This is a genomic window from Streptomyces sp. NPDC060209 (genome assembly GCF_042728155.1).
Classification (GTDB): Bacteria; Actinomycetota; Actinomycetes; order Streptomycetales; family Streptomycetaceae; genus Streptomyces.
Genome location: NZ_JBHWZS010000113.1, coordinates 1 through 24,589 on the forward strand (window position 1 = coordinate 1; position 24,589 = coordinate 24,589).

The 24,589-nt window shown below is 69.7% G+C and carries 21 protein-coding genes; 13 read left to right on the plus strand and 8 right to left on the minus strand.

Features of this window, described 5'->3' with window-relative positions; translation table 11 throughout:
- Window positions 1–90: 90 nt before the first annotated feature.
- Window positions 91–483 carry an STAS domain-containing protein gene (locus tag ACFWFI_RS21820; RefSeq protein ID WP_387392732.1) on the minus strand — a complete coding sequence of 131 codons (393 nt, stop codon included), beginning with the start codon at window positions 481–483 and terminating at the stop codon, window positions 91–93.
- 314 nt (window positions 484–797) lie between these two features.
- On the opposite strand from ACFWFI_RS21820, the gene ACFWFI_RS21825 reads away from it, so the two are divergent.
- Window positions 798–1,301, plus strand: a complete 504-nt coding sequence (locus tag ACFWFI_RS21825) for a MarR family winged helix-turn-helix transcriptional regulator (protein WP_387392779.1) — start codon at window positions 798–800, stop codon at window positions 1,299–1,301.
- Window positions 1,302–1,326: 25 nt separating this feature from the next.
- Here the strand turns inward: ACFWFI_RS21825 and ACFWFI_RS21830 are convergent, their stop codons facing one another.
- Window positions 1,327–2,514 carry a PP2C family protein-serine/threonine phosphatase gene (locus tag ACFWFI_RS21830; RefSeq protein WP_387392734.1) on the minus strand — a complete coding sequence of 396 codons (1,188 nt, stop codon included), beginning with the start codon at window positions 2,512–2,514 and terminating at the stop codon, window positions 1,327–1,329.
- Window positions 2,515–2,783: 269 nt separating this feature from the next.
- Between ACFWFI_RS21830 and ACFWFI_RS21835 the strand changes: the two genes are divergently transcribed.
- Complete coding sequence (locus ACFWFI_RS21835) at window positions 2,784–3,665, plus strand: SigB/SigF/SigG family RNA polymerase sigma factor (protein WP_387392782.1); 882 nt, start codon at window positions 2,784–2,786, stop codon at window positions 3,663–3,665.
- Window positions 3,666–4,142: 477 nt separating this feature from the next.
- Here the strand turns inward: ACFWFI_RS21835 and ACFWFI_RS21840 are convergent, their stop codons facing one another.
- Window positions 4,143–5,540: a hypothetical protein gene (locus ACFWFI_RS21840; protein WP_387392736.1), complete on the minus strand. Its 1,398-nt coding sequence runs from the start codon at window positions 5,538–5,540 to the stop codon at window positions 4,143–4,145.
- 400 nt (window positions 5,541–5,940) lie between these two features.
- Here ACFWFI_RS21840 and ACFWFI_RS21845 point away from each other — a divergent pair, with 400 nt between their 5' ends.
- Both ACFWFI_RS21845 and ACFWFI_RS21850 read left to right on the plus strand, forming a co-directional pair.
- On the plus strand, window positions 5,941–6,522 hold the full coding sequence (locus ACFWFI_RS21845) for a carboxymuconolactone decarboxylase family protein (RefSeq protein WP_387392738.1): 582 nt from the start codon (window positions 5,941–5,943) through the stop codon (window positions 6,520–6,522).
- On the plus strand, window positions 6,519–7,493 hold the full coding sequence (locus ACFWFI_RS21850) for an acyltransferase domain-containing protein (protein ID WP_387392741.1): 975 nt from the start codon (window positions 6,519–6,521) through the stop codon (window positions 7,491–7,493). The genes ACFWFI_RS21845 and ACFWFI_RS21850 overlap by 4 nt, the downstream gene beginning before the upstream one ends.
- A 568-nt stretch (window positions 7,494–8,061) precedes the next feature.
- Here ACFWFI_RS21850 and ACFWFI_RS21855 read toward each other — a convergent pair.
- The gene (locus ACFWFI_RS21855; RefSeq protein WP_387392743.1) at window positions 8,062–8,613 is read right to left on the minus strand and encodes a DoxX family membrane protein; all 552 of its coding nucleotides are present in this window, start codon (window positions 8,611–8,613) and stop codon (window positions 8,062–8,064) included.
- A 296-nt stretch (window positions 8,614–8,909) separates the two neighbouring features.
- Here ACFWFI_RS21855 and ACFWFI_RS21860 point away from each other — a divergent pair, with 296 nt between their 5' ends.
- Window positions 8,910–11,141: an FUSC family protein gene (locus tag ACFWFI_RS21860; protein WP_387392746.1), complete on the plus strand. Its 2,232-nt coding sequence runs from the start codon at window positions 8,910–8,912 to the stop codon at window positions 11,139–11,141.
- Window positions 11,142–11,156: 15 nt separating this feature from the next.
- Here the strand turns inward: ACFWFI_RS21860 and ACFWFI_RS21865 are convergent, their stop codons facing one another.
- Window positions 11,157–11,537, minus strand: coding sequence for a hypothetical protein (locus ACFWFI_RS21865; protein WP_387392749.1), 381 nt, complete (start codon window positions 11,535–11,537; stop codon window positions 11,157–11,159).
- Between the two features lie 453 nt (window positions 11,538–11,990).
- Between ACFWFI_RS21865 and ACFWFI_RS21870 the strand changes: the two genes are divergently transcribed.
- From ACFWFI_RS21870 to ACFWFI_RS21880, 3 genes are read left to right on the plus strand one after another with little or no spacing between them, the layout of a single operon-like run.
- Window positions 11,991–12,377, plus strand: a complete 387-nt coding sequence (locus tag ACFWFI_RS21870) for a hypothetical protein (RefSeq protein ID WP_387392751.1) — start codon at window positions 11,991–11,993, stop codon at window positions 12,375–12,377.
- 10 nt (window positions 12,378–12,387) lie between these two features.
- Window positions 12,388–12,894: a hypothetical protein gene (locus ACFWFI_RS21875; protein ID WP_387392753.1), complete on the plus strand. Its 507-nt coding sequence runs from the start codon at window positions 12,388–12,390 to the stop codon at window positions 12,892–12,894.
- Window positions 12,891–13,277: a peptidase inhibitor family I36 protein gene (locus tag ACFWFI_RS21880; RefSeq protein ID WP_387392756.1), complete on the plus strand. Its 387-nt coding sequence runs from the start codon at window positions 12,891–12,893 to the stop codon at window positions 13,275–13,277. Before ACFWFI_RS21875 ends, ACFWFI_RS21880 begins: the two co-directional genes overlap by 4 nt.
- Window positions 13,278–13,491: 214 nt before the next feature.
- Here the strand turns inward: ACFWFI_RS21880 and ACFWFI_RS21885 are convergent, their stop codons facing one another.
- Window positions 13,492–13,962 (minus strand): DUF6234 family protein, encoded by a 471-nt coding sequence (locus ACFWFI_RS21885; RefSeq protein ID WP_387392759.1) that lies wholly within the window; start codon window positions 13,960–13,962, stop codon window positions 13,492–13,494.
- Window positions 13,963–14,266: 304 nt separating this feature from the next.
- Between ACFWFI_RS21885 and ACFWFI_RS21890 the strand changes: the two genes are divergently transcribed.
- The 5 genes from ACFWFI_RS21890 to ACFWFI_RS21910 all read left to right on the plus strand — a co-directional run bounded on the left by ACFWFI_RS21890 (window position 14,267) and on the right by ACFWFI_RS21910 (window position 21,120).
- Entirely contained in the window at window positions 14,267–15,487 is a 1,221-nt protein-coding gene (locus ACFWFI_RS21890) for an alginate lyase family protein (protein WP_387392762.1), read from the plus strand.
- Window positions 15,488–15,624: 137 nt separating this feature from the next.
- Window positions 15,625–16,221, plus strand: coding sequence for an RNA 2',3'-cyclic phosphodiesterase (gene thpR, locus ACFWFI_RS21895; RefSeq protein ID WP_387392765.1), 597 nt, complete (start codon window positions 15,625–15,627; stop codon window positions 16,219–16,221).
- A 322-nt stretch (window positions 16,222–16,543) separates the two neighbouring features.
- A complete protein-coding gene (locus ACFWFI_RS21900) occupies window positions 16,544–18,601 on the plus strand; it encodes a DUF4139 domain-containing protein (protein ID WP_387392767.1) in 2,058 nt (685 codons plus the stop codon).
- Window positions 18,602–18,609: 8 nt separating this feature from the next.
- Window positions 18,610–20,166: a DUF4139 domain-containing protein gene (locus ACFWFI_RS21905; RefSeq protein ID WP_387392770.1), complete on the plus strand. Its 1,557-nt coding sequence runs from the start codon at window positions 18,610–18,612 to the stop codon at window positions 20,164–20,166.
- 147 nt (window positions 20,167–20,313) lie between these two features.
- Window positions 20,314–21,120: a nucleotidyltransferase domain-containing protein gene (locus ACFWFI_RS21910; protein ID WP_387392772.1), complete on the plus strand. Its 807-nt coding sequence runs from the start codon at window positions 20,314–20,316 to the stop codon at window positions 21,118–21,120.
- Between the two features lie 159 nt (window positions 21,121–21,279).
- Here the strand turns inward: ACFWFI_RS21910 and ACFWFI_RS21915 are convergent, their stop codons facing one another.
- Entirely contained in the window at window positions 21,280–22,056 is a 777-nt protein-coding gene (locus ACFWFI_RS21915; protein ID WP_387392774.1) for a DUF427 domain-containing protein, read from the minus strand.
- Window positions 22,057–22,215: 159 nt separating this feature from the next.
- Window positions 22,216–24,363 (minus strand): FUSC family protein, encoded by a 2,148-nt coding sequence (locus ACFWFI_RS21920; protein ID WP_387392777.1) that lies wholly within the window; start codon window positions 24,361–24,363, stop codon window positions 22,216–22,218.
- Between the last annotated feature and the right edge of the window lie 226 nt (window positions 24,364–24,589).

The following is a 24,589-nucleotide window of genomic DNA, read 5'->3' on the forward strand; positions in this document are numbered from 1 at the left end:
GGAGTGTCCGGCCGCGCGTCGTCTGCTACGTCCCGCGCACGGACGTACGGACAGCATCGGTGAGGACGTCGCCAGCGAATCCCTGCCCGCCTAACGGGTCTCTTGCTCCTCCGGCGCGTCTCCGGGCATCGCGATCCGGATCAGGGCCTCGGCGGTGGTGGGAAGCGCCGGTATCAGTTCACCGACCCCCGTGACGTCCAGCAGCCTGGTGAGATGAGGTGGCGTGGCAGCCAACGAGAGGGACCCGTGCCGGTCCTTCGCATACCGCAGGATGCCGATCATGGTGTTCAGGCCGGAGGAGTCGCAGAATTCCACGGGCGCCAGATCGAGGACCAGGTGCGGTCTGCCCTGTCTGATCAGCTCCAGTGCCCTGGTCCGCAGGGCGGGCGCGCTGTCCACGTCGATCTCGCCTGTGACGGTGAGGACAGCAATGGAATCCGCCGGGTGCCGAACGGAGAGGGTAAGGGGCTGGTTATGTGTCATGGATATCAGTACTCCAGGCCGGGGAGCGGTCGCCGTCGCGGCAGGAGCGGCGGTGACCGCTGAATGATCACGCATCGGATGTCGCCTGCGGAACCGTACCCGATGGCAACTGTTGCCATGCGGAAACATACCGGGTGTCGGCCCGTGATCCTCAGAAGCCTGTGGCGGACGGGGGTACGATATTCGGGGCCACGAGTGTGTCCCGGAACCTTTGTCCTGGCTTTCCGTACGAGTGCATCGGATGCCCGGCCGCCTCGCTCGGTCCGGTGGCCAGACGGACGAGTGAGGCAATGCCGAATCGGAGTGTCATCAATATGGGCCTGAACCCCGAACCCGACCAGCGGTCCCGGGACGCGGCCCGTGAGGGTTCCGAGTTCGTCGAACTCCTCGAAGTCCTCTGGGAACACGGACGCGACGCCGTGCCCACCGGCCCGGTCTCCCCCTCCCAGCTGCGCGTGCTGTACACGCTGGACCGGGAGGAGGGCATCAATCTGCGCATGCTCGCCGAAGCCCTGGGGTCGGCCTCCCCCTCGGTCAGCAGGCTGTGCGACCGGCTGCAGGCCACGGGCTTCGTGGAGCGCGCCCCGAGCCCGGTGAGCCGCCGGGAGCTGGAGCTCCGGCTGACCAGCCTCGGCAAGGCGTACCTCGTCGACCTGCGCACGCGCAGGGAAGAGATACTGATGTCCACCATCGACGCCATGCCCGCCAAGGCGCGGCGTTCGCTCCTCGAAGGGCTCAGGGCCTTCCGGAACGCGGCCTCGGCCTCGGCCTCGGGGCAGGACAGCGGCGGGGCGAGACCCCTGCGGTCGACCGGGTAGACACAGGCCGCCCGGTCGGCATCGGTCACGCGGACGGGTGGCCGGTGGAGGACTGCCGGCCGAACCAGTCCAGGCAGACCACCAGGGCATCGTCGTCCAGCGGAGTGGTCCCCCGGTGGTCCCGCAGGTCGCGGAGTACCGCCAGCGGCACCTGCTCGGACGGCAGGAAGCGATGCGCGGACAGCGACCGTGCGAGGGCACGCTGCCCGTAGTGTTCCCCGGCTGCCGACGCGCTCTCGTAGACGCCATCGCTGCCGATCAGCAGCCGGTCGCCGGGTTCGACGCGCAGGCGCTGCGCGACGTACTCCGTCTCTTCGAACATGCCCAACGGGAGCTGCGCGTCGAAGTCGAGGGAATCGACACTGCCTCCCCTCAGCCGCCACATCCGGGGAGATCCCGCGTCCACAGCCTCCACCTCACCCGTGGCCAGATCGAAGCGCAGCAGCAGGACCGACGCGTGCAGCGCGCCGCGGTGCTGGGTGTAGACGGCCTGGTCGGCGAGGCTGGCCTGGCCGGGAAGGTCGAGGCCCGCGCGCCGGGCATTGCGCAGCGCGTTGACCACGAGATTGGTCAGCAGGGCCGCCTCCATCCCCTTCCCCATGCCGTTGGTGACGGTGAGGGTGAGGTGATGGGCCGATACCGACCAGTCGAAGTTGTCGCCGAAGATCGCGTACGCGGGCTCCAGGTGGGCGCCCAGTCTGAATTCGGGGCGGGACACGGAGCGGCCCGGCAGCAACTGCCACTGCATCTCCGCGGCCAGGGTCAGCCGTGTGGCCCGGCGGGCGAGGAGGTAGAGGTCGGTGTCCCGTTCGGCGACCAGGATTTCGTGTCCCAGTGCTTCGCAGATCTGCTGCATCTCCGCCAGGTCCGCCGGAGAGCAGCCGCCCTCCGGCGCCGTGACGCTGAGGACACCGAGCCGGTCCCCACGGACGGTCACCGGCAGGTGCGCGGTCACGGGGCCCGGCGTGGTCCGGGGCTCCACATACGGCTCCTGGGCGCCGAAGGCCCGTCCCTGCGGGCTGTCATGCACGTGTACCGGTTCGGCGATCGGCACCTCTGACACCACCTGGAGCGTGGTCATGCCGTAGTCCGCGAGCCGCAACTTCACGTTCTGCACGTCGAACTGCTCCCGCAGAGCCGCCGTAACGACGTCGAGGAGCAGGTGGGGTGCCGCCTTGCGCAGCTCCCGCTCGACTGCAGCGAATCTGTCCACGTGATCCTGTTTCTCGTCGTGCTGCGCCGAAACCCGGACCGCCTTCGGGACCCGGCCCCCGGCCTCCAGCGTACGGGGCCTGTACCCGATCCAGCGCGGCGCGCCCGAAAGGTCGCACCGGTGGACGGCGCTGCTCATCTTACGATGTCCAGGGACAACTGTTTCCACACAGCAAGAAAAAGTGCGTGACCGCGCATGAGGCCTCCGAGGCAGGGCAGGGGCTCGTCAGGAAGCGCGCTCAGTACTAGGGAGGGTGGGAACAAAAAGTGATCGCCGAACAGACTGCCAAGGCCGTACGGACTGATGGGGTGTCGGCTTCGGAGGCCTCGCCGGAACACATCGGTGAGCTGCCCTGGATCGAGGACGCGGGCAAGGTCACTCCGAAGGACGCCCGCGCTCTGTCGACGCTGTTCTTCGAGCGGCTGCAGGTCCTGGAGGAGGGCACGCACGAGTACCAGTACGCGCGCAACACCCTCATCGAGATGAACATCTCCCTTGTCCGGTTCGCCGCGCGCCGCTTCCGTAACCGGGGCAGCGGCGACATGGAGGACATCACCCAGGTAGGAACCATCGGCCTCATCAAGGCCATCGACCGGTTCGAGCTCTCGCGCGAGGTCGAGTTCGCCACCTTCGCCGTCCCCTACATCGTCGGCGAGATCAAGCGCTTCTTCCGCGACACCACCTGGGCGGTCCACGTCCCCCGACGGCTGCAGGAACTCCGGGTGGAACTGGCCAAGGCCAAGGACGAACTCGCCGCCCGCCTCGACCGTGACCCGACGTCGAAGGAACTGGCCGCCTACTTGGACCGCACCGAGGACGAGGTCATCGAGGGCATCATCGCGTCGAACGGCTACACCGCCGGCTCCCTGGACATGCCGACCGACACCGGCGAGACGACAGGCACGGTGTCCCGCACATTCGCCGATGTCCTCGGGGAGCCGGATTCCGCCATGGAAACGGTCGAGAACCTGCATGCGTTGGCCCCGCTCCTGGAGGAGCTCGACGACCGCGAGCGCCGTCTCATCGAGATGCGTTTCGGCCAGGAGATGACGCAATCTCAGATCGGCGCCGCACTCGACGTCTCCCAGATGCACGTCTCCCGTCTCCTCACACGCACCCTCGGCAAGCTCCGCGCCGGAATGCTGGCCTGACCCGTCCGTCCCTCGGCCGGGCCGCCGGCACCGCCTGTGCCGATCCGCCGAGAGAGGCGCGAGGGGGACCGCCGAGGGTCGTGCCACACAGCGAGGTACGTGGGCAGGGCACAGCTCTCTCCGCCCTCGGTGCTCCCCCCGGCTGCCGGGTCAGCCCGTGGTGCGTCGAACGGCTGTCTTCACCGAGCTGCGCCGCCATCCGGGCTTCCCGCGCCCGAGGTCGGATTTCGACCACCCCATCGCTGGAACCGCATGGTGAGTGACGTCACCCATTTCATCCACCGGTGCGAACACACCGATGGGGTGCCAACCGATTACTTCCGCCACGCAAAAGGGGTCGTTCATCCGCCCATTATCAGCTCGATCCTCGAGATGACGCCTTCGGACACACCTCACTCGACTCACAATGGGCACCGATGGATACGTCGACGTGTCGAGGGATCAGCGCTCCAGGGCGCACAGGGAATAACTCGGAGATCATGGGTTGCGCAGTTCGGTGCGGACTTCCGCGAGGATCAGTCGAACGGCAGGTTGCGCGCGGTAAGGGTGAAACAGGCGTCGCAGTTCACTGTCGACACGGCTGACCTGCGCGGACCGAAGGCCGGATTTGGCATTGAGGAAGCCGCGCCAGCTCCCACTCGCCTCTTCCACATGCCCTTGGGTCAGCAGCAGGCTGGTTCGTGCCCCGCGCGTCAGCGCGCATCCACGCCGATCGTCCGACGGCCGGTGTCGATCTGATGCGTCGAGAGCCGCGACCGCACCATTGAGATCGCCCAGCCGATGCAGCATCTGTGACTGCTGGTACTTGAGCGCGGCAATGGGATAGCCCCCGAACGGACTCATGTCAGAACCGTCTGTCTCCGCTGCCCGCTCGGCCTCGGCCATGGCGGCCAGTGCGGTGCGCTTGTTCCCCATGGCCGCCTGCGCAACAGCAAGTTGGGCCATGACGAAGGAACGGACGGACATCGGCGCTGCCGACGGCAAGGCCAGACGGGCCTGCTCCCCGTGTACCAACGCAGCGCGTCGGTGGTCCAGGACGAGCGCCTGGCAGCTGATCCCTCGGTGCACCACAGCCCACGTGGTGTGGTCCCCTGCCTCGTTGGCGAGCCCGAGAGCGGCTTCGAAGTAGAGCTGGGCTATCCCGTGGAGCGCACAGTCCCCGTACTTCCGGGCGAGCAGGAAGACCAGGCGCGCCGACTCGGTGAGAAGTTCACCGTGGACTCTCTCGCTCGCCGGACTCCGAAGCCAGGGCACCACGTCGTCGGCGAGGTAGGCGCAGAGCGCCGTCCGAGCGTAGCCGCCGCCATGCCGGTCAAGACCGGTGGTGAACCCGCGTACAGCCAGCCTCAGCGTGTCGATCTCCGGCTGGCCGACCCTCCCTCCGGACGGCGAGCCGGCCCTGCCCCCCGCGAGATCCCCCGGATCACGCCATTCGCGTATGCCGCGTGAGGCCGTCGCGTACGGCGTCCTGTGGAGCGGGGCCCGCTGGAGCGGATGGGCGTCCACGCCGGTCAGTTCGGCAAGATGGGCGACCGAGTCATCACTCCTGGACGGCCCGGCCTGCGATGTCCCCAAGGAGTTCTCATCTCCGGGAAACCCGGCCGTGGTCGCGGTGACAGTCCGGTTCAGCCTGCGGGAAAGGACCTCTCCGACGAGTTGGGGCACGGGGCGGCGTGGCCGGGTTCCGGATAGCCAGTGGGCAACCGATGTCCGATCGTAGGACAGGTTGATCCCTATTTCCGCACCTGCCGCGTTCACCGCACGCGCCAGCGCCGAAGCGGTCCATGCCGCTTCCGTCAGCAGCATCCGAAGTTGCGTGTTGGAGCTGCGCGTCCTCGCCATCCGTGCGCTTCCTTTCCTACGCACGTCGCCCACTGGCCGGTGAAGTCCTCGCACGGGGGCCGACGCCCTTCTTCAGCCTTAGTCTCCCCGGATCCGCGGGAAGATACCGGCAACCGGCGGCGCTGCTCCCGGAATCCGTCGTGTCCCGGACGCCGGTCCGTAGCACTGGACGACCCGGCATATCCAGAGCGCAGCGGACACGCGGAGCGGGCTGCGGGTGTGCCCGGCGGGCCAGTGCGTTCAACGCGTTCACACATCTCTCCCCGCATGGGCAGGTAGCGCTTCGGCGCGGGGGCACCTGCTCATGACGTTCGGATATCGCATGGTCTCTCGTAAGGGGACCTGGCGATCACGGGATTCTCCCGATCCGCACGTCCACAGAAATCGGCTGAACTGCGCCGAGCAGGCCCTACAGGAAAGGATCACGTCCGTCGTGGCAAAGATTCCCTATCCTTCGTCGCCTCAGGCAGACAAACATCTCCAGGACCTTCCGACACCGCTGAACGTGTTCCGCATGCTCAATCACGCTCCCTCATTGACCGAGCCCGCAGTGGCCCTGGGCAAAGCACTCCTCGCTTTCACGACGTTGAGTCCGCGACTGCGGGAAATGGTCATCCTGACAGTCGCTTCACGCACTCGGTGTCCGTACGAGAGCGCCCAGCATGCACCTGTCGCCCGGGCCGTGGGCGTGACCGGCGATCAGATCGCGGCCCTCGCGGAGAATGAGATCCCTGAAGGCGTCTTCGCCGAGGAGCATCGGACAGCGCTGGGAGCAGTGACGGAATTGCTCTGCAGCCACACGTTGAATCCGCGGACCGTGGCCTCGCTCAGGGATCAGTACGACGACCAGGAAGTCGTCGAACTCATAGCCCTGACCGGCTACTACGGGATGCTGGCCGGACTCGTCAACAGTCTGGATGTTGATGTGGACCCTGCGGGCGACCTGCTCACCCCTTTGGTCAACCGGCGAGAGCCGAGCCCGGCGACATCCCGCAATGAGCGGAGGACCTCATGACCCACAACGCGCACAGCGGACGCAGGAAGTCTGACGCGTCCTCGAACATGCATCTGTTCCCCGGCCAAGGCACCTTCTCGGTCACCTCGCTGACCGCCGCCCTGCGGCGCAGCAGCCTGCTGCGACAGTCGTTCGAGGAGGTTGTCGGCCAGACCGACCCTGTGGCCGCCGCATTCGATCAAGAACCGCTGGGGCCCGCGCTCTTGGGAGCCGCCCCGCCGTCCACGACCGATCTGGCTCGCGCGGGCGGGCTCGAACTGGCCATGTTCACTTCCTCCATGGCTGTTCACTACGCACTGAGCCAGGCTTGCGGCCCCCCTTCGGCCGTGGTGGGGGTCAGCATGGGGGATCTCCCCGCACTCACCGCTGCCGGCGCCTTCACGGTGTCCGACGGAGCCCGGATGACGCTCGCGGCCGCGCCCATCCAGAGGTCGTGCCCAGGCAGGATGATTCACCTCGCCTGTTCCCCCCGTGTGGCGGACGAGATCATCGACCGTTCAGGCGTCCGGAAGGCCGCTCCGGCTCTCGTCAACGATGACCGATCGGTCGTGATAACCGCTCCCCGTGCCGGAATCGATGCGATTCAGGATGCGGCAGCCGACCAGGACGTCCCCGCCACGCCGGTCCCTGTGCCGTTCGGCTCCCACCATCCCGAACTGGGGAAGTACGCCGACGAGGGATACGAGGCGATCAGCGCGTTCGAGCCCATGCCCGCGCGCATCCCCGTCTACTCGGCGGCGGGAGCACGCCGATACGACTTCCAGGGCGACATCGCACGACAGGTCTCGGACAATCTGATCACCCGAGTCATGCTGCCGAATGTGCTGCGTCTCAGCATGCGACACCGGCCGAACGTCGTGTTCGACCTCGACACGAGCGGAAGCCTCGCCTCCAGCGTTCGCAGGGTACTGACGGGAGACAGCTCCGTCGCCGTGCACGCACCCCTCCAGGAAGAAGCGTTTCCGTGGTGAGCGGGTGGACCGCGGTGGCAGCGCGCCCCAGGTGACCTCCCGGCTCGCATCCCCTCACTGCGAGGAGATGCCGCTCCCGGTCTGCGTACGACGGTCATCGCCGGCTGCGCCCGGTGGGAAACGGTCGGACTGCGGGGAGCCGGCGCTCCCCCGACCCGGTACCACGACCAGCACAGGGAGAATTCTCCATGACGGAGCAACACGACGCAGACACGGCTCCGGTCACCGGCGCCCTCCCAGGCGTGGGCCTGTGGGATCTGGCGGAGTACGACGCCGCCACAGCGGTCACTGTCCATCGACTGCGTGCGTACGTCGACGACAGCCAGCACGGCCGCGGTTCGGTCGTGTCCAGGAGCACCCCCCGCACCCTGGAACGCACACTCGGCCTGCGCGACCGGATACCTCCACGGTGCCGTGATAGATGCCTCCATGGGTCTGGGCGCCCACCCCGGTCTCATCACCGGGAGCCATGTCCCCGACCGCACCGGAGCCTTCCCCGACCAGCGATGACCGGTCCCGCAGCAGTTCACCGGAAGGAACGCCGATGCCTTGGGCGCGCCTGTCGCGGTCAAGGCATCGGAAGGTGGTCACGCACGGCGTCGGCAGCCGACCGGGCCCCGTGCGCGGTGTCGGCCATGGCAGTGCCCGCCGCGTGCCCCGCCTTGCGGGCGCTACGGGCGCCGGCGGTGGCCGCTGCCCGGGAGCGGTAGGCCAACGAGGGCTTGCCATGGGTGTCCGCCACCGCGATCAGCAGGCCTCCGAGCAGGGACAGATTCTTGGTGAACTGGACACGCTGGTGTGCCCGTTCATCGGGGTCCTGGGCATTCCACCAGGCATGCCCGGCCAGGGTCGTTGGCACGAGGGACACCGCCAGCGCCAGAGCGGAGGCTCGCGGAAACCGACCGGCCGCGAGGAGCGCGCCGGCGCCGAGCTGCACGGCACTGTTGATGCGTACGAGTCGCACCGTGTCGTTCGGCAACTGCGGGACGCGTCCCGCGACGGGCTGGGCCACCGGCTCGGCGGCGGCTGCCACGGAGTGCGGATCTCGAAGCGTGCGGAGCCCACCCGATATGAAGACGGAGGCGAGCAAGGGGCGGGCGAATGTCCTCAGGATTGCCATGCTCCGCGCATGCCCGGCTTCATTCGGAGCACGCGTCCGGGATTCTCGCGGTCTGCCGCGGCGTGCGGTTGCGGGGACAGCGCCCAACGCGTCCTGGAGCCTGGGCATTCCGGTGTGCGGGTACCTCCCGACGTGGTCGCCCACCGTTGGCCGGGGCGGGCTCGGGATCGCGTCGGACGGCGACCTGCGTTCGTCCTCCAGTTCCCTGCCGTGCGATGCTGAACGGCACGTGGATCGTGGCGGGCAGCTGAAGAAAGTGCAGGGTGAGGGCAGTGCGGCGGCGGGGCGGGGCCATCATGTGGGATCGGTTCGCGGCGTCCGATCCGGGGCTGCTGCGGCTCACGGCGGGGCTGCGGACCGTATCGGCGATCGGACTCACGCTTGTGGTCCTGGCGCTGCTCGACACCGACGTCACGCATATGGTCGCCGGTGCGATGACCGCGATGACCGCCACCTTCGCGATCAAGGACACTCTGGTACGCGACCAGGCGGTCACCCTCGCTCTGGGCCTGCCGGTGGCGCTGGCCGCGACGTCGTTGGGTGCACTGCTGACCTCTCAGGTCATCGTGGGTGACCTGTTCTTCGTAGCTCTCATATTCGGCGCCGTCTACTGTCGGCGGTTCGGCGACCGAGGTACAGCACTGGGCCTCATAGGCTTCCAGATCTATTTCCTCTCCCTGTTCGTGGGCGCCACAACGGCTGCTCTGCCGGCGCTGTATCTGGCTTTGGCCGTCGGGTTCGGCTGCAGTGCGGTGGTGCGGTTCGCCGTCGTCCCGGAAACCCCCCGCCGCGTCCTGGCACGACTGCGCGATGCCTTCCGGACCCGAGTCGCCCAGCTCGTCGCCATCCAGATCGAACTGCTCGACGCCGGGCCCGAGCAATTGGAGAAGGTGCTCGACGACATGCGGCGGCGCACCGCGCGGTTGCACGAAGCCGCTCTGATGATCCAAGGCCGCCTGGAGGAGGGCACGCAGGACGCTGACAAGGCCGCACTGCTGCAACGCCGGGTCGCGGATGCGGAGATCGCCACGGAGCGGCTGGGCATGCTGCTGCTGAACGCCCGCAGCGCCGAGCGCGCGGACACCCTCACCCTGCATCTGCCGCACGCGCCCGTACCGCTCACCGGGGACTGGAGGCCGGCTGAGGACGACGCGACCATGGCCCTGCGCCGGGACCTCAAGGCTCTGCATCTCCTGGTGGACCGGCCGGCTTCGAGCGACGAAGGCACGGCAGTGGCCCACATACGCAACCGGCTGCTCGGCTATCGCGACGAGGAGAGGCTTCCCCCCGCTCCCGCGGGGATCCAGGACGCCTTCCGCGGCATCGGCGAGGCGGCCCGATCCGTTCTGGGCTTGCGACTCGCGCTGGACGGGCCCCAGGACGAGTCCGACGACTCGCCGGCGACCACCCGTTCCCGCGAGGAATTCGACGCGGAGGACATCGCGCTCGCCTCCTCCGAGAAGTCCGAGAGCGACGACCGCTCCGGGTTGCAGCGTCCCACCACGAGGGCGGCCTTCCAGGTGTCGGTGGGCTCGGTCCTGGCCATCGTCGGCGGCGAACTCCTCTCCACCCAGCGCTGGTACTGGGCCGTTCTCACGTGCTGGGTGGTCTTCCTCAACACAGCCTCCACCGGCGAGATCCTGGTCAAGGGCTACCGGCGGCTCCTGGGCACCCTTCTGGGCGCCGTGGCCGGTGTCGCGCTGGCAGGGCTGGTCGGCGACCACACCTGGGTCGCGTTCGCGCTGGTGCTCGTCTTCATCTTCGCGATGTTCTTCACCGCTCCTCTGTCGTACGCGGTCATGTCCTTCTTCGTCACCGCCATGCTGGGCCTGCTCTACACCCTGCTGAACTCATACAGCTTCGACGTGTTGGTACTGCGCATCGAGGAGACCGCGATCGGCGCCGCGTGCGGTGTCATCGCCGCCGTACTGGTGCTGCCGGTGCACACCGACCGTCGTACCGATGAACTGCTGGGGACCGTCCTGGACAGGCTGGGTGATGTCGCCTCGGCCGCGGTGGAGCAGCTCAGCGGAGGTCCCGCGTCCGACCTGCTCAGCAAGGCCCGCGGCCTGGACACGGCGCTGGACGAGCTGCGGGACTCCACCAATCCGTTGACCTACCCGATCACCCCGCTGCGCGGCCGGCGGCAGACCGTCCGCTATTTGGTGGCGCTTCTGGAGACATGTGCGTACCACGCGCGCTCGCTCGCGGCGACCGCCGAGCTGGTGCCGCACAGCAAGACGGTCGCGGCCGACCCCCGCCTCCACCGGGCCGGGCAGCGTATCGCCCACAACATCGAGGTGCTCGCCGCGCATGTCGGTGACAAGGGAGTCGGGGGCGAGGTCCAGTCCGGTGCCAGCATCGCCTCGACGCTGCGTGACGACGGTTCCGGCACCCCGCCCTCCGGCACGGTGACCTTCCGCGTACTGCGGCACCTGCAGCGCCTCGATGAAGGAGTGGTCGGGCTCGCCCGCCCTCTGGACGTGCCGGTCGCCGAGCGAGCCGGGGACAAGGCCGTACGCGGCTGACGGGGAGCCTCAGACCTAGCAGGAGCGGGGTTTGTCCGCTGCGTACTCAGTGACCGTCCACCGCTTCCCGTCCCCCCGCTCCATCCTCGCCGTGGCCACGTACCGCGACGGCTGGTCGGCGGGCGGGGGGATCCGCCAACCGGTCGTCATATCCAGGGTCTGCCACTTCGACGCGTCCACGCAGTCCTCCACCGTCGCCGTGGCCGGCTGCGCGCCTGCAGCGACAGCGGTGACCTCCGGCTCATGTCCGAGATCACCGCGCATCGCCACGCGCTGCTTGTTCATTCGGGCCAGATCCTTCTCGACCGCGCTCAATGCGTCGGGCGCCATGTACCGCTCAAGGTCTGTCCCCTCCGCCGAGGCCGCCCGGTACGCCTCTTCGTGCTCCGCCGACATCAAGCCGTACACCTCCAGCACCTCGGCCTCGGCCCCCGCGTCAGGCGCCCCTGGAGCCGGGGAAGCAAGCGCGGCCGAAGACAACGGCGTGTCCGGAGCAGCGGCCGTGGAGACGGAAGGTGCGCCCGCGGACGGTTTCGCGTCACTCGCGCCGTCGCCCCCACCGCCACCACAGCCGGTCAGAACGAGAACCAACGTCGCAGCACCGCAGCGGAGCATCGCGCCCGTCCGGGAGTACTTCTGCCGAGCCGTCACCATCAGAACCCCAAACGCGTCGTCCGATATCGATCACCACCCCAACGACGCCTGCCCTCCGAAGTCACCGTGACCTGAGCGAGGTCCGACAGAAGGATATGACTACTCACCGTTACGAGTGGCGGCGCGTGTGCCCGCACTCCTCGTGTGGAAGGCTGCGACCGCACCGTTCGTCCACCGCACCGGGGGCTTGCTCGTATGCGTCTGTCGGCCGTCCTGTTGTCCACCCTCGCGCTCGTCGCCGGCGCGCCTTCCGCCGGCGCGGAGTCCCATCGCGCAGCACCGTTCGTCGAGGCGGCTCTGCCTGGACACGTCTGCTTCTGGCCCGAGGCCGACGAGATGGGGGCGGGAGGCGGCTGGTGTTACAGCGGCACCGGTTACGCCGAGGCCGCTCCGCACGTGAAGCGGCACGCGAAGTCGTTCAACAACCAGACCCAGGACACCTTCTACGCCATCCACTTCCCTCGGGACGGCGGCTGTCTCTACCGGACCGTCTACGGCGGCGACTACTCCGCGTATTGGGAGTGGTGGGACAAGCTGGACGGGATCCAGCGCGTCCGGCCCACCGACTGCCTGCCCGGCTGAGCCGCTCACCGTGCCCGTACTCCGGCGCCCGGCGAGGCACACGCCGGTTCTCCTGATCACCGTCGGCCTCCTGCTGACCGGATGCGCCGCACCGGCCCAGCGGATCGAATTCGGGCCCGACGACACGTTGAAGGCAGCCCAGCGACTGGTCACCGACCGCTGCCTGATCCGGCAGGGACTGACCCCGCCGAGACCCGGGGGCGCCTCTCCGTCGCCCGACCGGGCGAGCCGGATCTCCGACGCCCTCTTCGGAACCGGCCGGGCCGAGCTCTCCCTCACACTGCCCGGCGGCCACGTGATCAGTCAGCACACCGACGGGTGCCTGGCCGCAGCACAACGCCGGCTCTACGGCGACCAGCGGCGCTGGTTCCGAGTCTCGACCAGCATGGCCAACCTGCGCTCCGCGGCGCCCCTCGCAGACCGCACCGAGTACCGGCTGCTACGCGAAGACGCCCTGCAGCGCGCCAGGACCTTGCTCACCGAAGCTGCATACGCCCAGAAAGGCAACCGCTCGTGAAGCGCCTTCGCACCCTCTTCTTCGCCACTCTGATCGCTGTCTGCGCTGCGCCGACGGCTCCCGCATCCGCCGCACCCTGTCCGAGCGGGTCCTTCTGCGTCTGGCGTGACGCCAACTTCAGCGATCCGGACGGAAGGGTCTTCGCCTCGTCCGGAGACGACGAGTGGTGGGAGAGCTGGATCGCCGATGCGGACTCGTCCTGGGCCAACCACGCGATCTCCGGCCCTGGGATCAAGGACCACGTCATCGTTTACGAGAGCGCCGTCCAGTGGCCGTCGAACGGTGGCGAACGGACGATCTGTCTGGCCCCCGGCCAGGAGGTCGCCTCCAACGCGAACGCCAACGACCGAGGGGACGCACACGTATGGGCGGCACAGTGCTGACGGGTCGCACCCCAGCACGGTGAGGTCCGAAGGTCTTCGCCTTCGGACTCCACCGGATGTGAGCACGAGTCGAGCGGGGACCTCGGCGCCTCTCGTCGTGTTCTCTCGGGAGGCGAGGTCGCACGAGCATGCGCAGGCGGCGGGTAGGGGCCTCGCGTGTTCGAACCGCCGTTGCTGCTTCCGGTCCCCTCAGGATCCGCCGCATTCGCTGTTGTCACCGCCGGACCGGCACTGTGCTCCAGGGTCGACGGAGGAGGCCGGGGCAGGCTGTGGGGGGGACACGGCCGTCCGTGTCGTGCATTCCGGTCATGGCCACGAGCACCAGGACGATTCCGGCGAGGGCTTGGACGCCGCCACTGATCCGCGCGCGGGCGATGAGCAGCAGGACAGCGGAGCCCAGGACGACATGGCCGGCCACGGCCACGTGGGCGAAGGGGCGGGCGAGCGAGACGGACGAGTTGTCAGCTGCGGCGTCGAACATCCTGTATCCCGCGGCATCGACGCCGTGGACGAATACGCCGAGAGCGGCGATGACGTCGATCACGAGAAGGCCGACTGCCAACGCGATGTCCGCTGCGGGGTGCAACCACCAGCGGTGTCGCGACGGCAGTGGATGGTTGGCCCCTGTGTAGCGGGGGTGGTGGGTCCGCCATGGCGGGGAGTCGGACGGAGGTGGCATGGCCATGGGCCCAGCGTTCCCCGGTGGTGGGCCCGGGGCATGAGTAGCAGTACTCAGGCACCCCGGCTCCCCCTCGGAGCCGTACGGAACCCCGGCGTCACCTGCCGAGGCACCCGCCGGCCGTCCGGGACCTCTCCCCCGGGCACCGTTTCGAGTCCAGCCCCTCAAGTTCGCATGTATGAACGGTAGTTGAACTGCGGATCCATCCGGGCCCCTTGACGGGCCACTGGTCTGTACCTATGGTCACCGATCAGCGCGCGTGTTCAACATCCAGTGCATCGTTCACATAGACGAACGGATGGCCCCCCACATGCCCGACACTCCCGCAAGCCACCGCACCGGACGACGTCCGGCGCTCCTGGTCACCGCGGCCGCCGCGACCGCCGCTCTGGTGGCCGGCATCCTCTCCTTGCCCGGCGCCCATCGCGCCGAAGCAGCGCCCGCCGCCTTCGCGCACCCCGGAGTCACCGTCTCCAAGGGGCAGTTGGACTTCACCCGCGGCAAGGTCAACGCCGGCGCCCAGCCCTGGAAGGGCGCGTACGACCAGATGATGGCGAGCAAGTACGCCGATCCGGACCGCGCCGCCAAGCCCCGCGCGACCGTCGAGTGCGGTTCCTACTCCAACCCCAACTACGGCTGCACGGACGAGCGCGAGGACGCGATAGCCGCGTACACCAACGCCCTCGCCTGGTACATCACACGCGACGAGCGGTACGCGAAGAAGTCGATCGAGCTGATGGACGCCTGGTCGGCGGTGATCAAGAGCCATACCAACAGCAATGCCCCGCTGCAGACCGGGTGGGCCGGCTCCTCATGGCCCAAGGCGGCCGAGATCATCAAATACACCTACACCGGGACATGGTCCGGCTCCGGTCGCTTCGCGACCATGCTGCGGGACGTCTACCTGCCCAAGGTCATCAACGGCTCCAACTCCAACGGCAACTGGGAGCTGTCGATGATGGAGGCTGCCGTCGGCATCTCCGTCTTCCTCGACGACAAGACGTCGTACGACAAGGCCATGGCGAAGTTCCGGACGCGCACCGCCGCGTACGTCTACCTCGCCTCCGACGGAGCCGTGCCCAAGACCGTGCCGAGCCAGAACCTCGACACCACCGCGAAGATCGTCAACTACTGGCAGGGGCAGTCCACCTTCGTCACCGGGCTCACCCAGGAGACCTGCCGCGACTTCACGCACACCGGTTACGGCATCTCGGCCATCGCCCACATCGCCGAGACCAGCCGGATCCAGGGCCAGGACCTCTACGGCACGGACGTCGGTGAGCGGCTGCGGCAGGCACTCGGCTTCCAGTCCAGGTACCAGCTCGGCGAGCCCGCGCCGAGCTGGCTGTGCGGCGGGGCGCTGCACCTGGGCCTCGGACCCGTCACCGAGGTCGGCTACAACGCCCTGCACAACCGCCTCGGTACCGCGATGACCAACACCCAGCGGCTGACCGAACAGAACCGCCCGGCAGGCAGCAACAACCTCTTCGTGGCCTGGGAGACGCTGACCCACGGCGACAACCCGAACTGATCCGGCCCGCCCTCACTGACGGGCGGCCCGCGGAGACACCCCGCGCGACCGTGTCGCAGGGGTGTCTCCTGGCCCCGAGCGCACCCGCCGCACACCCGGTCCGCCGCCCACCACCGGGATGCGGTACGAAGTGAGGTGTGAACGAACAGACTCAACCCGCGACCGTTCGCGTGTTCATCGCCCTCGCCCCGCCCGACCGGGCGAAGGACGAACTGGCCCGGGAACTGCGCCCCGCCTACGACACGCACCCTCACGTGCGGTGGAACCGCATCGAGGACTGGCACATCACCCTGGCGTTCCTCGGGGAGCTGCCGGCCACGACCGTTCCGCTCCTGCGCCCTCCGCTCGCCCACCTCGCAGCGGATCACCAGCCACCCCGCCTGGCACTGAGGGGCAGCGGAACCTTCGACGACCGGGTGCTGTGGACCGGCATCGACGGAGACCTCGACGAACTGCACATGCTCGCCGCCGACGTGCGCACAGCGGTCAAGAGCTGCGGTATCGCCTTCGAGGACCGGCCCCTGCGCCCGCATTTGACCTTGGCCCGCGTCCGCCGAGGAGACCGGTCCTCGGCGGCGGAGATCGCCGAACGGTTCACCGGATTCACCGGCCACCGGTGGCCTGCCGAACGTCTGCACCTGGTCGGCAGCAACGTCGGCCGCAGCCGCGGACCGATCCACTACCGCGACATCGAGGCTTGGGCCCTCGGTGGCGGGAACCGTCCTGGATCCTGAACCGACCGCTGGTGGGCGGCCGGCAGTCAGGCAGCGCCGGCAGGACCGGACCGCTGTCGGGGCCGCGTCTCGAGGCCGACCTCGGCGGTACGGAGATCCGGCTGATCGACCGGGTACGCAACGCCGGCTTCGACGCAACGCCACATGTACCTCTCGAAGGAATTCGTCGAGCAGGTCTACGAGCACGAAATGGAGCCGCACCCGGAGGCCTGGTCCGGCCCCGCCTGCTCACCGGATGCGGAGTGCACGGATGCGGCGTGCGGCAGATTCGGCGGGCGGCCCGGGCGTAAGCTCGGCTCGGCACTGACGGGGGGCGGAGCACATGAAGACCGAGACAGCGCAGCGGTGGGGGTCGACCCTCGATTCTGTGGTGGTGTACGCACAGGGCGCGGTCTGCCGCCGCCTGGCCCGGGGCAGTGTGCCGCCGGGCGGTGGGGTGCGGGTGACGGGGCTGCCCCGCTCACTGGATCCGGGCTCGCTGCGGGTCCGGGTTCCGGACGCCCGCGGGGTGCGCGTCAGCGAGGCCCGGGTGGAGGTCGAGGCAGAGCCGCTCGAAACGTCCACGCCCGACGGTCTGCACGGCGAGGTCGAACGGCTGCGCGACGAACACGCGGAGGCGCAGGGGCGCAGGGACCATCAGCTGAGCCTGATCGAGGAGGTCAGGGCACTGCGCCCCGTCCCGCCGGCCCGCAGGCGTGAGGACGCCCATCGTCGCACTCCGGTCGACGCGTGGCTGGAGCTCGCCGGCTTCGTGGACGAGCGGCTGACGCGGCTGCACAGCCGCCTCGTCGAACTGGAGGATGCGCTGCGCCGCGCCGAGCACGAACTCGGCATCGCTGTGGACAGGCTGGCCCGCGCCTCGACCGACGCACCGTCGGCGCGCGTGGAGACCACGGTCTCGGCTCTCCTGACCGTAGACGTGTCCGGCGCGGACGATCCGGATGCCGAGGTCGAACTCGAACTCGAGTACGGGGTACCGGGCGCAGTCTGGGTGCCTGCCTACCGTCTCACCTACCGTCAGGGTGGGAGCAGCGGCCGTCTGGTGCTGCGTGCGTCGGTGGCCCAGCGCACCGGCGAGGACTGGACCGGCGTGTCCCTGGGCCTCGCCACGGCCGACCTGCGGCGCGACGCCGACCTGCCGAAGCTCCGTTCGGTCCGGATAGGACGCCGTCAGCCGGCCTCCGCGCATTCCGGCTGGCGCGAGCCCCCGGCGGGTCTCGCCGACCTATTCACCGGGTACGACACGGCGGGCCGCCGGCCTGCCGCGACCGCCACGCCGGCGGCCGCCGCGTCCGGGCCCGTTCCGCCGCCACTGCCCGCACCGCAGGCCTACGGGGGCCCTCCCCCCGGGCTCCCGGTGCCCGGCGGTGTGGGCGGCGCCTCCCCTGAACTCTTCGCCGGCCACGCGCCCGCCCCCGCGCCACCGGTCCGGGCACGTACGGGCGGCAGGCGGGGCCCCGGTGGCCCGCCTCCCACGGCATCAGCCCCCCTGGCACCCGCGGCCCCCGGCGGAGCCGCACCTCCTCCGTCACCGCCGGCCGGGCCGCCGCAGCCGAGCGGCGCCGAGCTCGACTACTCCGCCCTCGTCCTGTGCAGCCCCGCCGAGCAGGGAGGTCGCAGGGGCAGGCTGTTCCCCGGCTCCCCCTACGACCCGGTGGCTGCCGAACACCGCCGCCGCGCCGAATCGGTGGGCGTGCTGCCCCTGCCCGGGCACGCCGTGCTGCCTCGCGAATCGGCGGGCTCCTTCGATCACCGCTTCGATACCGCTGCCCGCACCGACATTCCGTCGGACGGCACCTGGCACACCGTCACCGTCGGCGAGATCGCTGTCGGCATGCACACCGAGTACCTCTGCACACCCTCCGTGGAACAGACCGTGTACGCGACGTCGGTGCTCTCCAACGCCTCCGACCAGGCTCTCCTCGCCGGTCCGGTGGAAGTCACCGTCGACGACGAATTCCTGCTGACCGCAGCACTGCCCACGCTCGCCCCTGGTGGCGTCCGCAGGGTCGGGCTCGGACCGGCCGAAGGCATCCAGGTCATCCGCCGTACGAACCTGCGTGAGTCCACGTCGGGTCTGCGCAACAGCACCACCGTGCTCGACCACCGCGTCCACGTGGAGCTGGCAAATCGTCTCGCCGGGCCGGTCACCGTCGAGGTCCGCGAGCGGGTGCCCGTCACCTCGGAACCGGATGTCCGGATCGAGGAACGGGCCGGCTGGACGACCCCCGGAGGCATCCAGGGGCCCGATCGCCACGCCCCGGGCACCCGCATCTGGCGGGTGGACCTTCCCGCCGGCGGCACCACCGTGCTCGACGGCGGCTACGAGATCCGAATGCCGGCCGGCAAGGCCCTCGTCGGCGGCAACCGCAGGAGCTGACACACGCCATGACCACGAAACCCATCGCTCTTCCCGTCACCGCTGTGACCTGCCTGGAGGATCGCGCCCACGTCGAGCGTGTCGTCGTGCTCGACCTGGAGGCGGGGGTGCAGCGGCTGCGTCTCGGTCCGGTCAGCGCGCTTGCCGTCGACCGGACCCTGCATGCCGAACTGTCCGCCGACCACCCAGCGGCCGTACTCGACGTTCGGATCACCCGCGCTTGGACGCCTCGCGGGCCGCTGCCCCCTGCCGACGACGACTCCGCTCTGAGCCTGCGGCTACACGCCCTCGCACGAGAACAGCTCACCCTGGAACAGCAGCGCGACCGGCTCCACGCCCGCCGGGATCTGCTGGGTCGGCTCGCATCGGATCTGCTGCGGGAAATCAGTGAGGGCGCCGGCACCGGGGAGAACGACAGCTCCCGCTGGGCCCGTGAACTGGACCGGGCCGACGACGAACGCGCCTCGTGCGGAGAACGACTCCACTCCGTGGAAGCCCGGCTGGCCGCCCTCGACGTCGAACTCACGCAGACCGAGCAAGCCATGCGCGTATCCGAGGAGGAGCCCGCCGAACTCGTCGGCCACATCGAACTGACCGTGGAAACCGCGGTCGCGGGGCCGGTCGAGCTGCATCTGAGCCACCTCACCCCATGTGCGCTGTGGCGGCCGGCCTACCGGGCAGTGCTCGACGGTGACTCCCTGACGCTGGAGACCGACGCAATGGTCTGGCAGCGCACCGGCGAGAACTGGTCGGACGTACGGCTGACGTTGTCGACGGCCCGCTCCGCGCTCGCCACCGAACCGCCGCCCCTCGTCGAGGACCGGCTGACGCTCACGGACCGCTCCGACGCGGAGCGGCGCACGGTCGGCGTCGAGCTGCGTGAGGAGGAGATCGGGTCCCTCGGCCCGGCCCCGGTGCTCGGTCTGCCTGGGGTCGACGACGGCGGCCAGGCACGGGTGTTGCAGTCCCCGGCACAGGTCTCCGTACCCGGTGACGGCCGCGCGCACCGCGTGCCGCTGTCCACCTTCACCACGGCCGCACGTAGTGAGTACGCCTGCTCACCCGAGCTGTCTCCCCTGGTCACCCAAGTGGTGCGGTTCGACAACCAGGCCGGCCACGCACTGCTCGCCGGGCCCGTCGACCTGGTCCGCGACAGCGGATTCATCGGCCGCGGCACTCTGGACTTCACCGCCCCCGGCGCTTCCGCCGAGCTCGCCTTCGGCAGCTGCGACGACCACCGGGTGGTCCGGCAGGCCGAGGAGGCACGGGACACCGCCGGACTCACCCAGCGAACCGTGATCACACGCACGGTCCAGCTGCACCTGTCCCGGTTCTCGGCCCCCGGAGACCAGGGCGACCGAGTGGTCACCCTGCGGGAGCGGCTTCCGGTCTCCGAGGTCTCGGCCGTGGAGATACGCCTGCGGAAGGAATCCTGCGCCCCTGAGCCCGATACGGTCGACGCCGACGGCATCGCCCGCTGGGACGTCACTCTCCCACCCGACGGCCACCGCACGGTCACCCTGGCCTACGAACTGTCGGCGAGCGCCAAGGTCACCGGACTCTGAGCTCCAGCCCGATGTCGCGGTAGCGCGGCGCCGGAGGCCGGTGTCCGTACCGTGCGCTTTCATCGTGGGGCCCAACGGCTGACCGCGGGAATCCCGCACCGCCGTTCTATCGAGGCGGCCAGAACCCGACCTGACACCATGACGGCCATGGACCCCCAGCCGGAGCCCGGCCCCAGGCTCGATTCCGACCAGTCGGCCGCAGACGTCCATGCGGCCGGCCGGCTCGTTTCCGCCCGCTATCCGGAAGCGATCGGCGCGGTGCTGGGCGGTTCCGCCGCACGCGGTCGGTCCACTCCCACCAGTGACCTCGACATCACAGTCCTTCTCCCCGATCACGGTGCGAGACGTCGCGAGGTGATTCGCCACGACGGCCGTCTGGCCGAGGTCTTCCTCAACAGCCGCGCGGACCTGCGGACCGCCTTCGCGGAGAGCCGTAGGACGCGCAGGGCGACAGCTCTCTTCCTCTTCGCCGATTCCGTCGTTCTCGACGACCCCGACGGTCATGTCGAGACGCTTCGCCAGGAGGCCCACGTACTGCTGGCAGCAGGCCCGGATCCCCTGACCGATCAGGAACGCGACGCCCGACGAGCCCTGCTCACCGACCTCTTGGACGATCTCGCCGACGCCGGACCCGACAGCGACCCCTACGAACAGCTGGCTGTTGCGGACCGGATCCTGCGCGAAGCGGCGCATCTGCTCACCGCTCATCACCGTACGTGGAACGGCGCGGGCAAATGGCTGCCCAGGCGCCTGAGAGCAGCCGACCCCGATCTCGGCCGACGTCTGCTCGACGGACACCTCGCCCTGGCAAGACACGCTGCGCCGGCGCCGTTGTCGACCGCGGCCACCCGTGTACTGGACCTGGCAGGCGGGCCTCTCCGCGAGGGCTACGTCGCCCCCGCCGGCGCCCTTCATCCCGGCGCCGATGCCACCGGTGCCGGGGATCACGGGTGATCGTTTGAAGGACATCCGTCCGCCCCGCCCGGTCCCCCGCTGCTGACGAATTGCCGACCGTGCGCCGCATGGTGCGTGCAACTGCGGGCCCGATGACCGCATTCAGGATCTGCACCGCGAACGTCGGCACTCGCGCACCGCCCCGGACGGCGCCCTGCCCTACCTGGTCGGATCGGAGGGCCGCGGCAACAACACCCCGTCCACGTACAGGTCGACGCGCTCGTTGTAGAACGCGACCAGGCCGGCGATGCGGTTGGCGTGGATCGTCGGGAAGTCGTAGGCCCAGGCGATGTCCTCGTGGGCTGCGACGTCACTGTCGAACGACCAGTAGCTGCTCGTCGTGCCCTTGTACGGGCACCGGGTCACCGTCGCGGAGTGACGCAGCCGTGCCCGGTCGACGTGCGTGCGGTCGAGGTAGTACCGGGTCGGGAGACCGGTCTCGAACAGCTTGACGCAGTTGGGCGCGTCCGCCAGCACGACGCCGTCCAGCTCCACCCGGACGCTGCTGGTGGAACGCAGCGCGTCCACCCGGGAGTAAGGGCTCCGCGGGTGGACGAAGACCGGCTCGTCCTCCTCGAACCACGAGTCCAGCGCCTCCCACTCGAAACGGACGGTGCCGAGCAGAGGGGCCGGGGCCCCGTGGTCCCACACCCAGGCCGCGCCCTCGCGGACCTCGGATCCGACCCGCAGTGTGTGGCGCAGCGCGGGCCCGGCACCCAGCGGTTCCGCGTGGTCGTCGTCGGTGAGCACCCCGTCGACCAAGTCCTCGACAGGGATGCTGAACTGGGGATAGGCGGGCCATTCCCACACGTACAGTGCGCGCCGGGTGTCGAACGCTACGTGCCCTCCGATCGTCCCCCGGACGCGCCGCGGCACGGGCTCGACATGCCCGACCGGGACGATGAGACTCGGGTGCTGCACGCTCTCGTCCGACATGGGTGGTTACCTCGGTCCACTCGTTTTCCGTGCGCCCCGTCGCCTTTGGTATCGGTTCGGGCCAGTGCGCCGGCCCCGACCAAGACTCTTCTTTTTCATCCGAAATACTACTTAATGTGAGAGCTATGGCACCTGGAGCGTGTGACGCGGGCAAGGCGCTCAGGACTCCGGGTCGCCGACTGCGGTCACCCTTGGAAGCTGCGCCCGGTACGACTGCGCCAGAGAGGCCTCGATCCGGGCGAACTGGTCACCGAGGCTCGTCATCCACACCTCGAGATCGACGGACATGGCGGCCGGCGAGTAGCCCTCCGGTTCCGGCGCCGAGAGCGGCTCGGAAACCGGGTGGCCACCTGTGAGCCGTGAAGCGATCCGGTCGGCCTCGGCTTTCAGATCAGCGGCAGCGGCGCGGGCCCGGACCGCGGACGGGTTCGGCGGGCCGGTGCTCGGACGGAGACCGAAGCGGGGCAACCGGTGGGCGCCCATGAGCATGTGACAGGCGACGATGAGCACGGCGTGCCAGTCGGGTCCGGCGTCCTCCGGGCCGGTTCCCGACTCGCTGCGGTACTGGGCGTACGCGGCCTCGGCGAGGCGGAGCCGGTGCAGGCTCGGCAGGGTCTGCGGCGAAGCCCGCGATCCGGGCGACGGGGTCAGCAGTGCCTCCACGGTCTGCGGGACGAGCCCGCCACAGGTACGCAGCAGCTGGGCCATGGCGCGGCGGACCTCGCGTCGGGCCCCGGCCGGCCAGGCCAGGAGTCCGCACAGGAGGCCGATCACGCTGCCGGTGGCGACGTCGATCATCCGCGCCTCCGACAACCGCCAGGTGACCGGGGCCATCTGGGCGAACGCGGTGGCCACGACCAGGGTGAACAGCCCTTGCGTGTACGCGATCCCCAACAGCGGCCCGAGGGAGAACCCCACCAGCATCGCGGGTGCGAGCAGTGCCGCGTAGGCGTCCGTGTGCGACCCGAGGCCGATCAGGAGTGCCCCGGCCGCCAAGGCCCCGACCGCGTTGCCTGCCAATGCCCGACGGGCCGCCTGCCAGGTCGCCCCCACTGTCGTGCGCCCGAGGGTCAGCACGGCCAGCAGCACCCAGAACCCATGGGCCAGGTCGAGCGAACCAGCCACCAGGCGGGCGGCCGCGAGGCCGAGCGCTGTCCGCACGGCGTTCTGGAAGAGCACCGACCGCAGCGTCACGTTCCCGAGGATGCGCCGCGCCCAGAGCTTCGGGGTGGAGAGCTCCGCGTACCAGAACAGATCGCGAGGGGCAGGCGGGTCTGCGGGCATGCCGTTCGCGGCGATGTCCACGGTGACCTCCACGATCCGCGCCGATTCGGCCAGCGCGAGCACCCGTGACTGCCGTCGGAGCACGGCGATGGGGGGCGTTCGGCCGGTCGGGCCGGAAGCGGGTTGCCCTGAACCGGACAGTCCTGAAGACACGCGGACCCGTTCCGACTGGAAGCTCCGCATCGCGTGCTCCAGGGCTCCGGGTGCTGGCGGGCGGCACCCGGAGCGCAGGGAACGGGCGCAGGCCTCGCACACCTCCGCGACCCGGCCGAGGAGGGTGCCGGACGCCCGGTCGGCGGCTGTCGGTGGCGTCTCGGCGAGGGTGGCCAGCTGGTCCAGGAGTCGGCGTACCGCACTGCCGGCCTGTCCCAAGGCGCGATCCGTCCGGCCCGCACCGGCGGGGCGTTCCGACGCCGGTACTCGTGAAAGCCGCATCCTGGATCCGGCCTCGCGCAGGCTCTCCGGTGTCACCTCGCCGGTGACTGCTCCGCGGGCCGCTGTCGCGAGCGCGGTCGCGAGCCGTTCCCGGTAGGACGGGACAGGTGGGTCGGGCAGCAGGACCTGGGAGGCCGCGAGGAGCAGCATCCCCACGGTCAGCCCCACGAGGCGCTCCCCCAGTGCCTCCGGAGCGTAGGGCGGGAAGCAGGCCAGGATGTAGAAGAGCTGAAGGCCTGGTGCTGCGCCCGCCGGTCGCGGGCCGGCCACAGCCGCGAACACCAGCAGGAAGCCGATGGCGAGCATGCCGCCGGTCGCGGCCCAGGTGTCCACCGCGAGCAAGGTCCCGAGGGCCGCCAGAACCAGTGCCGGGGGCAGCGCGCACAGCACCATGACGGCCTGTCGGCGGCCGGATCCGGGGATGGCCGAGAGCAAGCCGATGGCGATGGGGGCGAAGAGTGCGTATAGAGCTGCGGCCGGCAGTTCGGCGGCGTACAGCAGCGGATAGAAGCCGACGCTCGCCGCGATGGTCACCCGGAGGGATCTTCGCAGGATCGCCGCCCTCTCGGCCCCGGCGCTCACGCGCATGCCCCCTTCGCGCCGGACCGTACACGCTGCTTCACATGGGTGCGCCGGCCAGGGCGGGCAGGACGCACGAGTTGTGGCTGTGCGCTCATGCCGCACCCCTCTCCTGCTGAGGAACCTCAGCGCAAACTCGTGATCGGCTGCCTGCCGCCATTGTCGGTCGGCTCCGAGCCACCCGCTCGCGGTGCGACAAGCCGGCCGGGCGGCACTCGGACAGCCCGGCGGACTC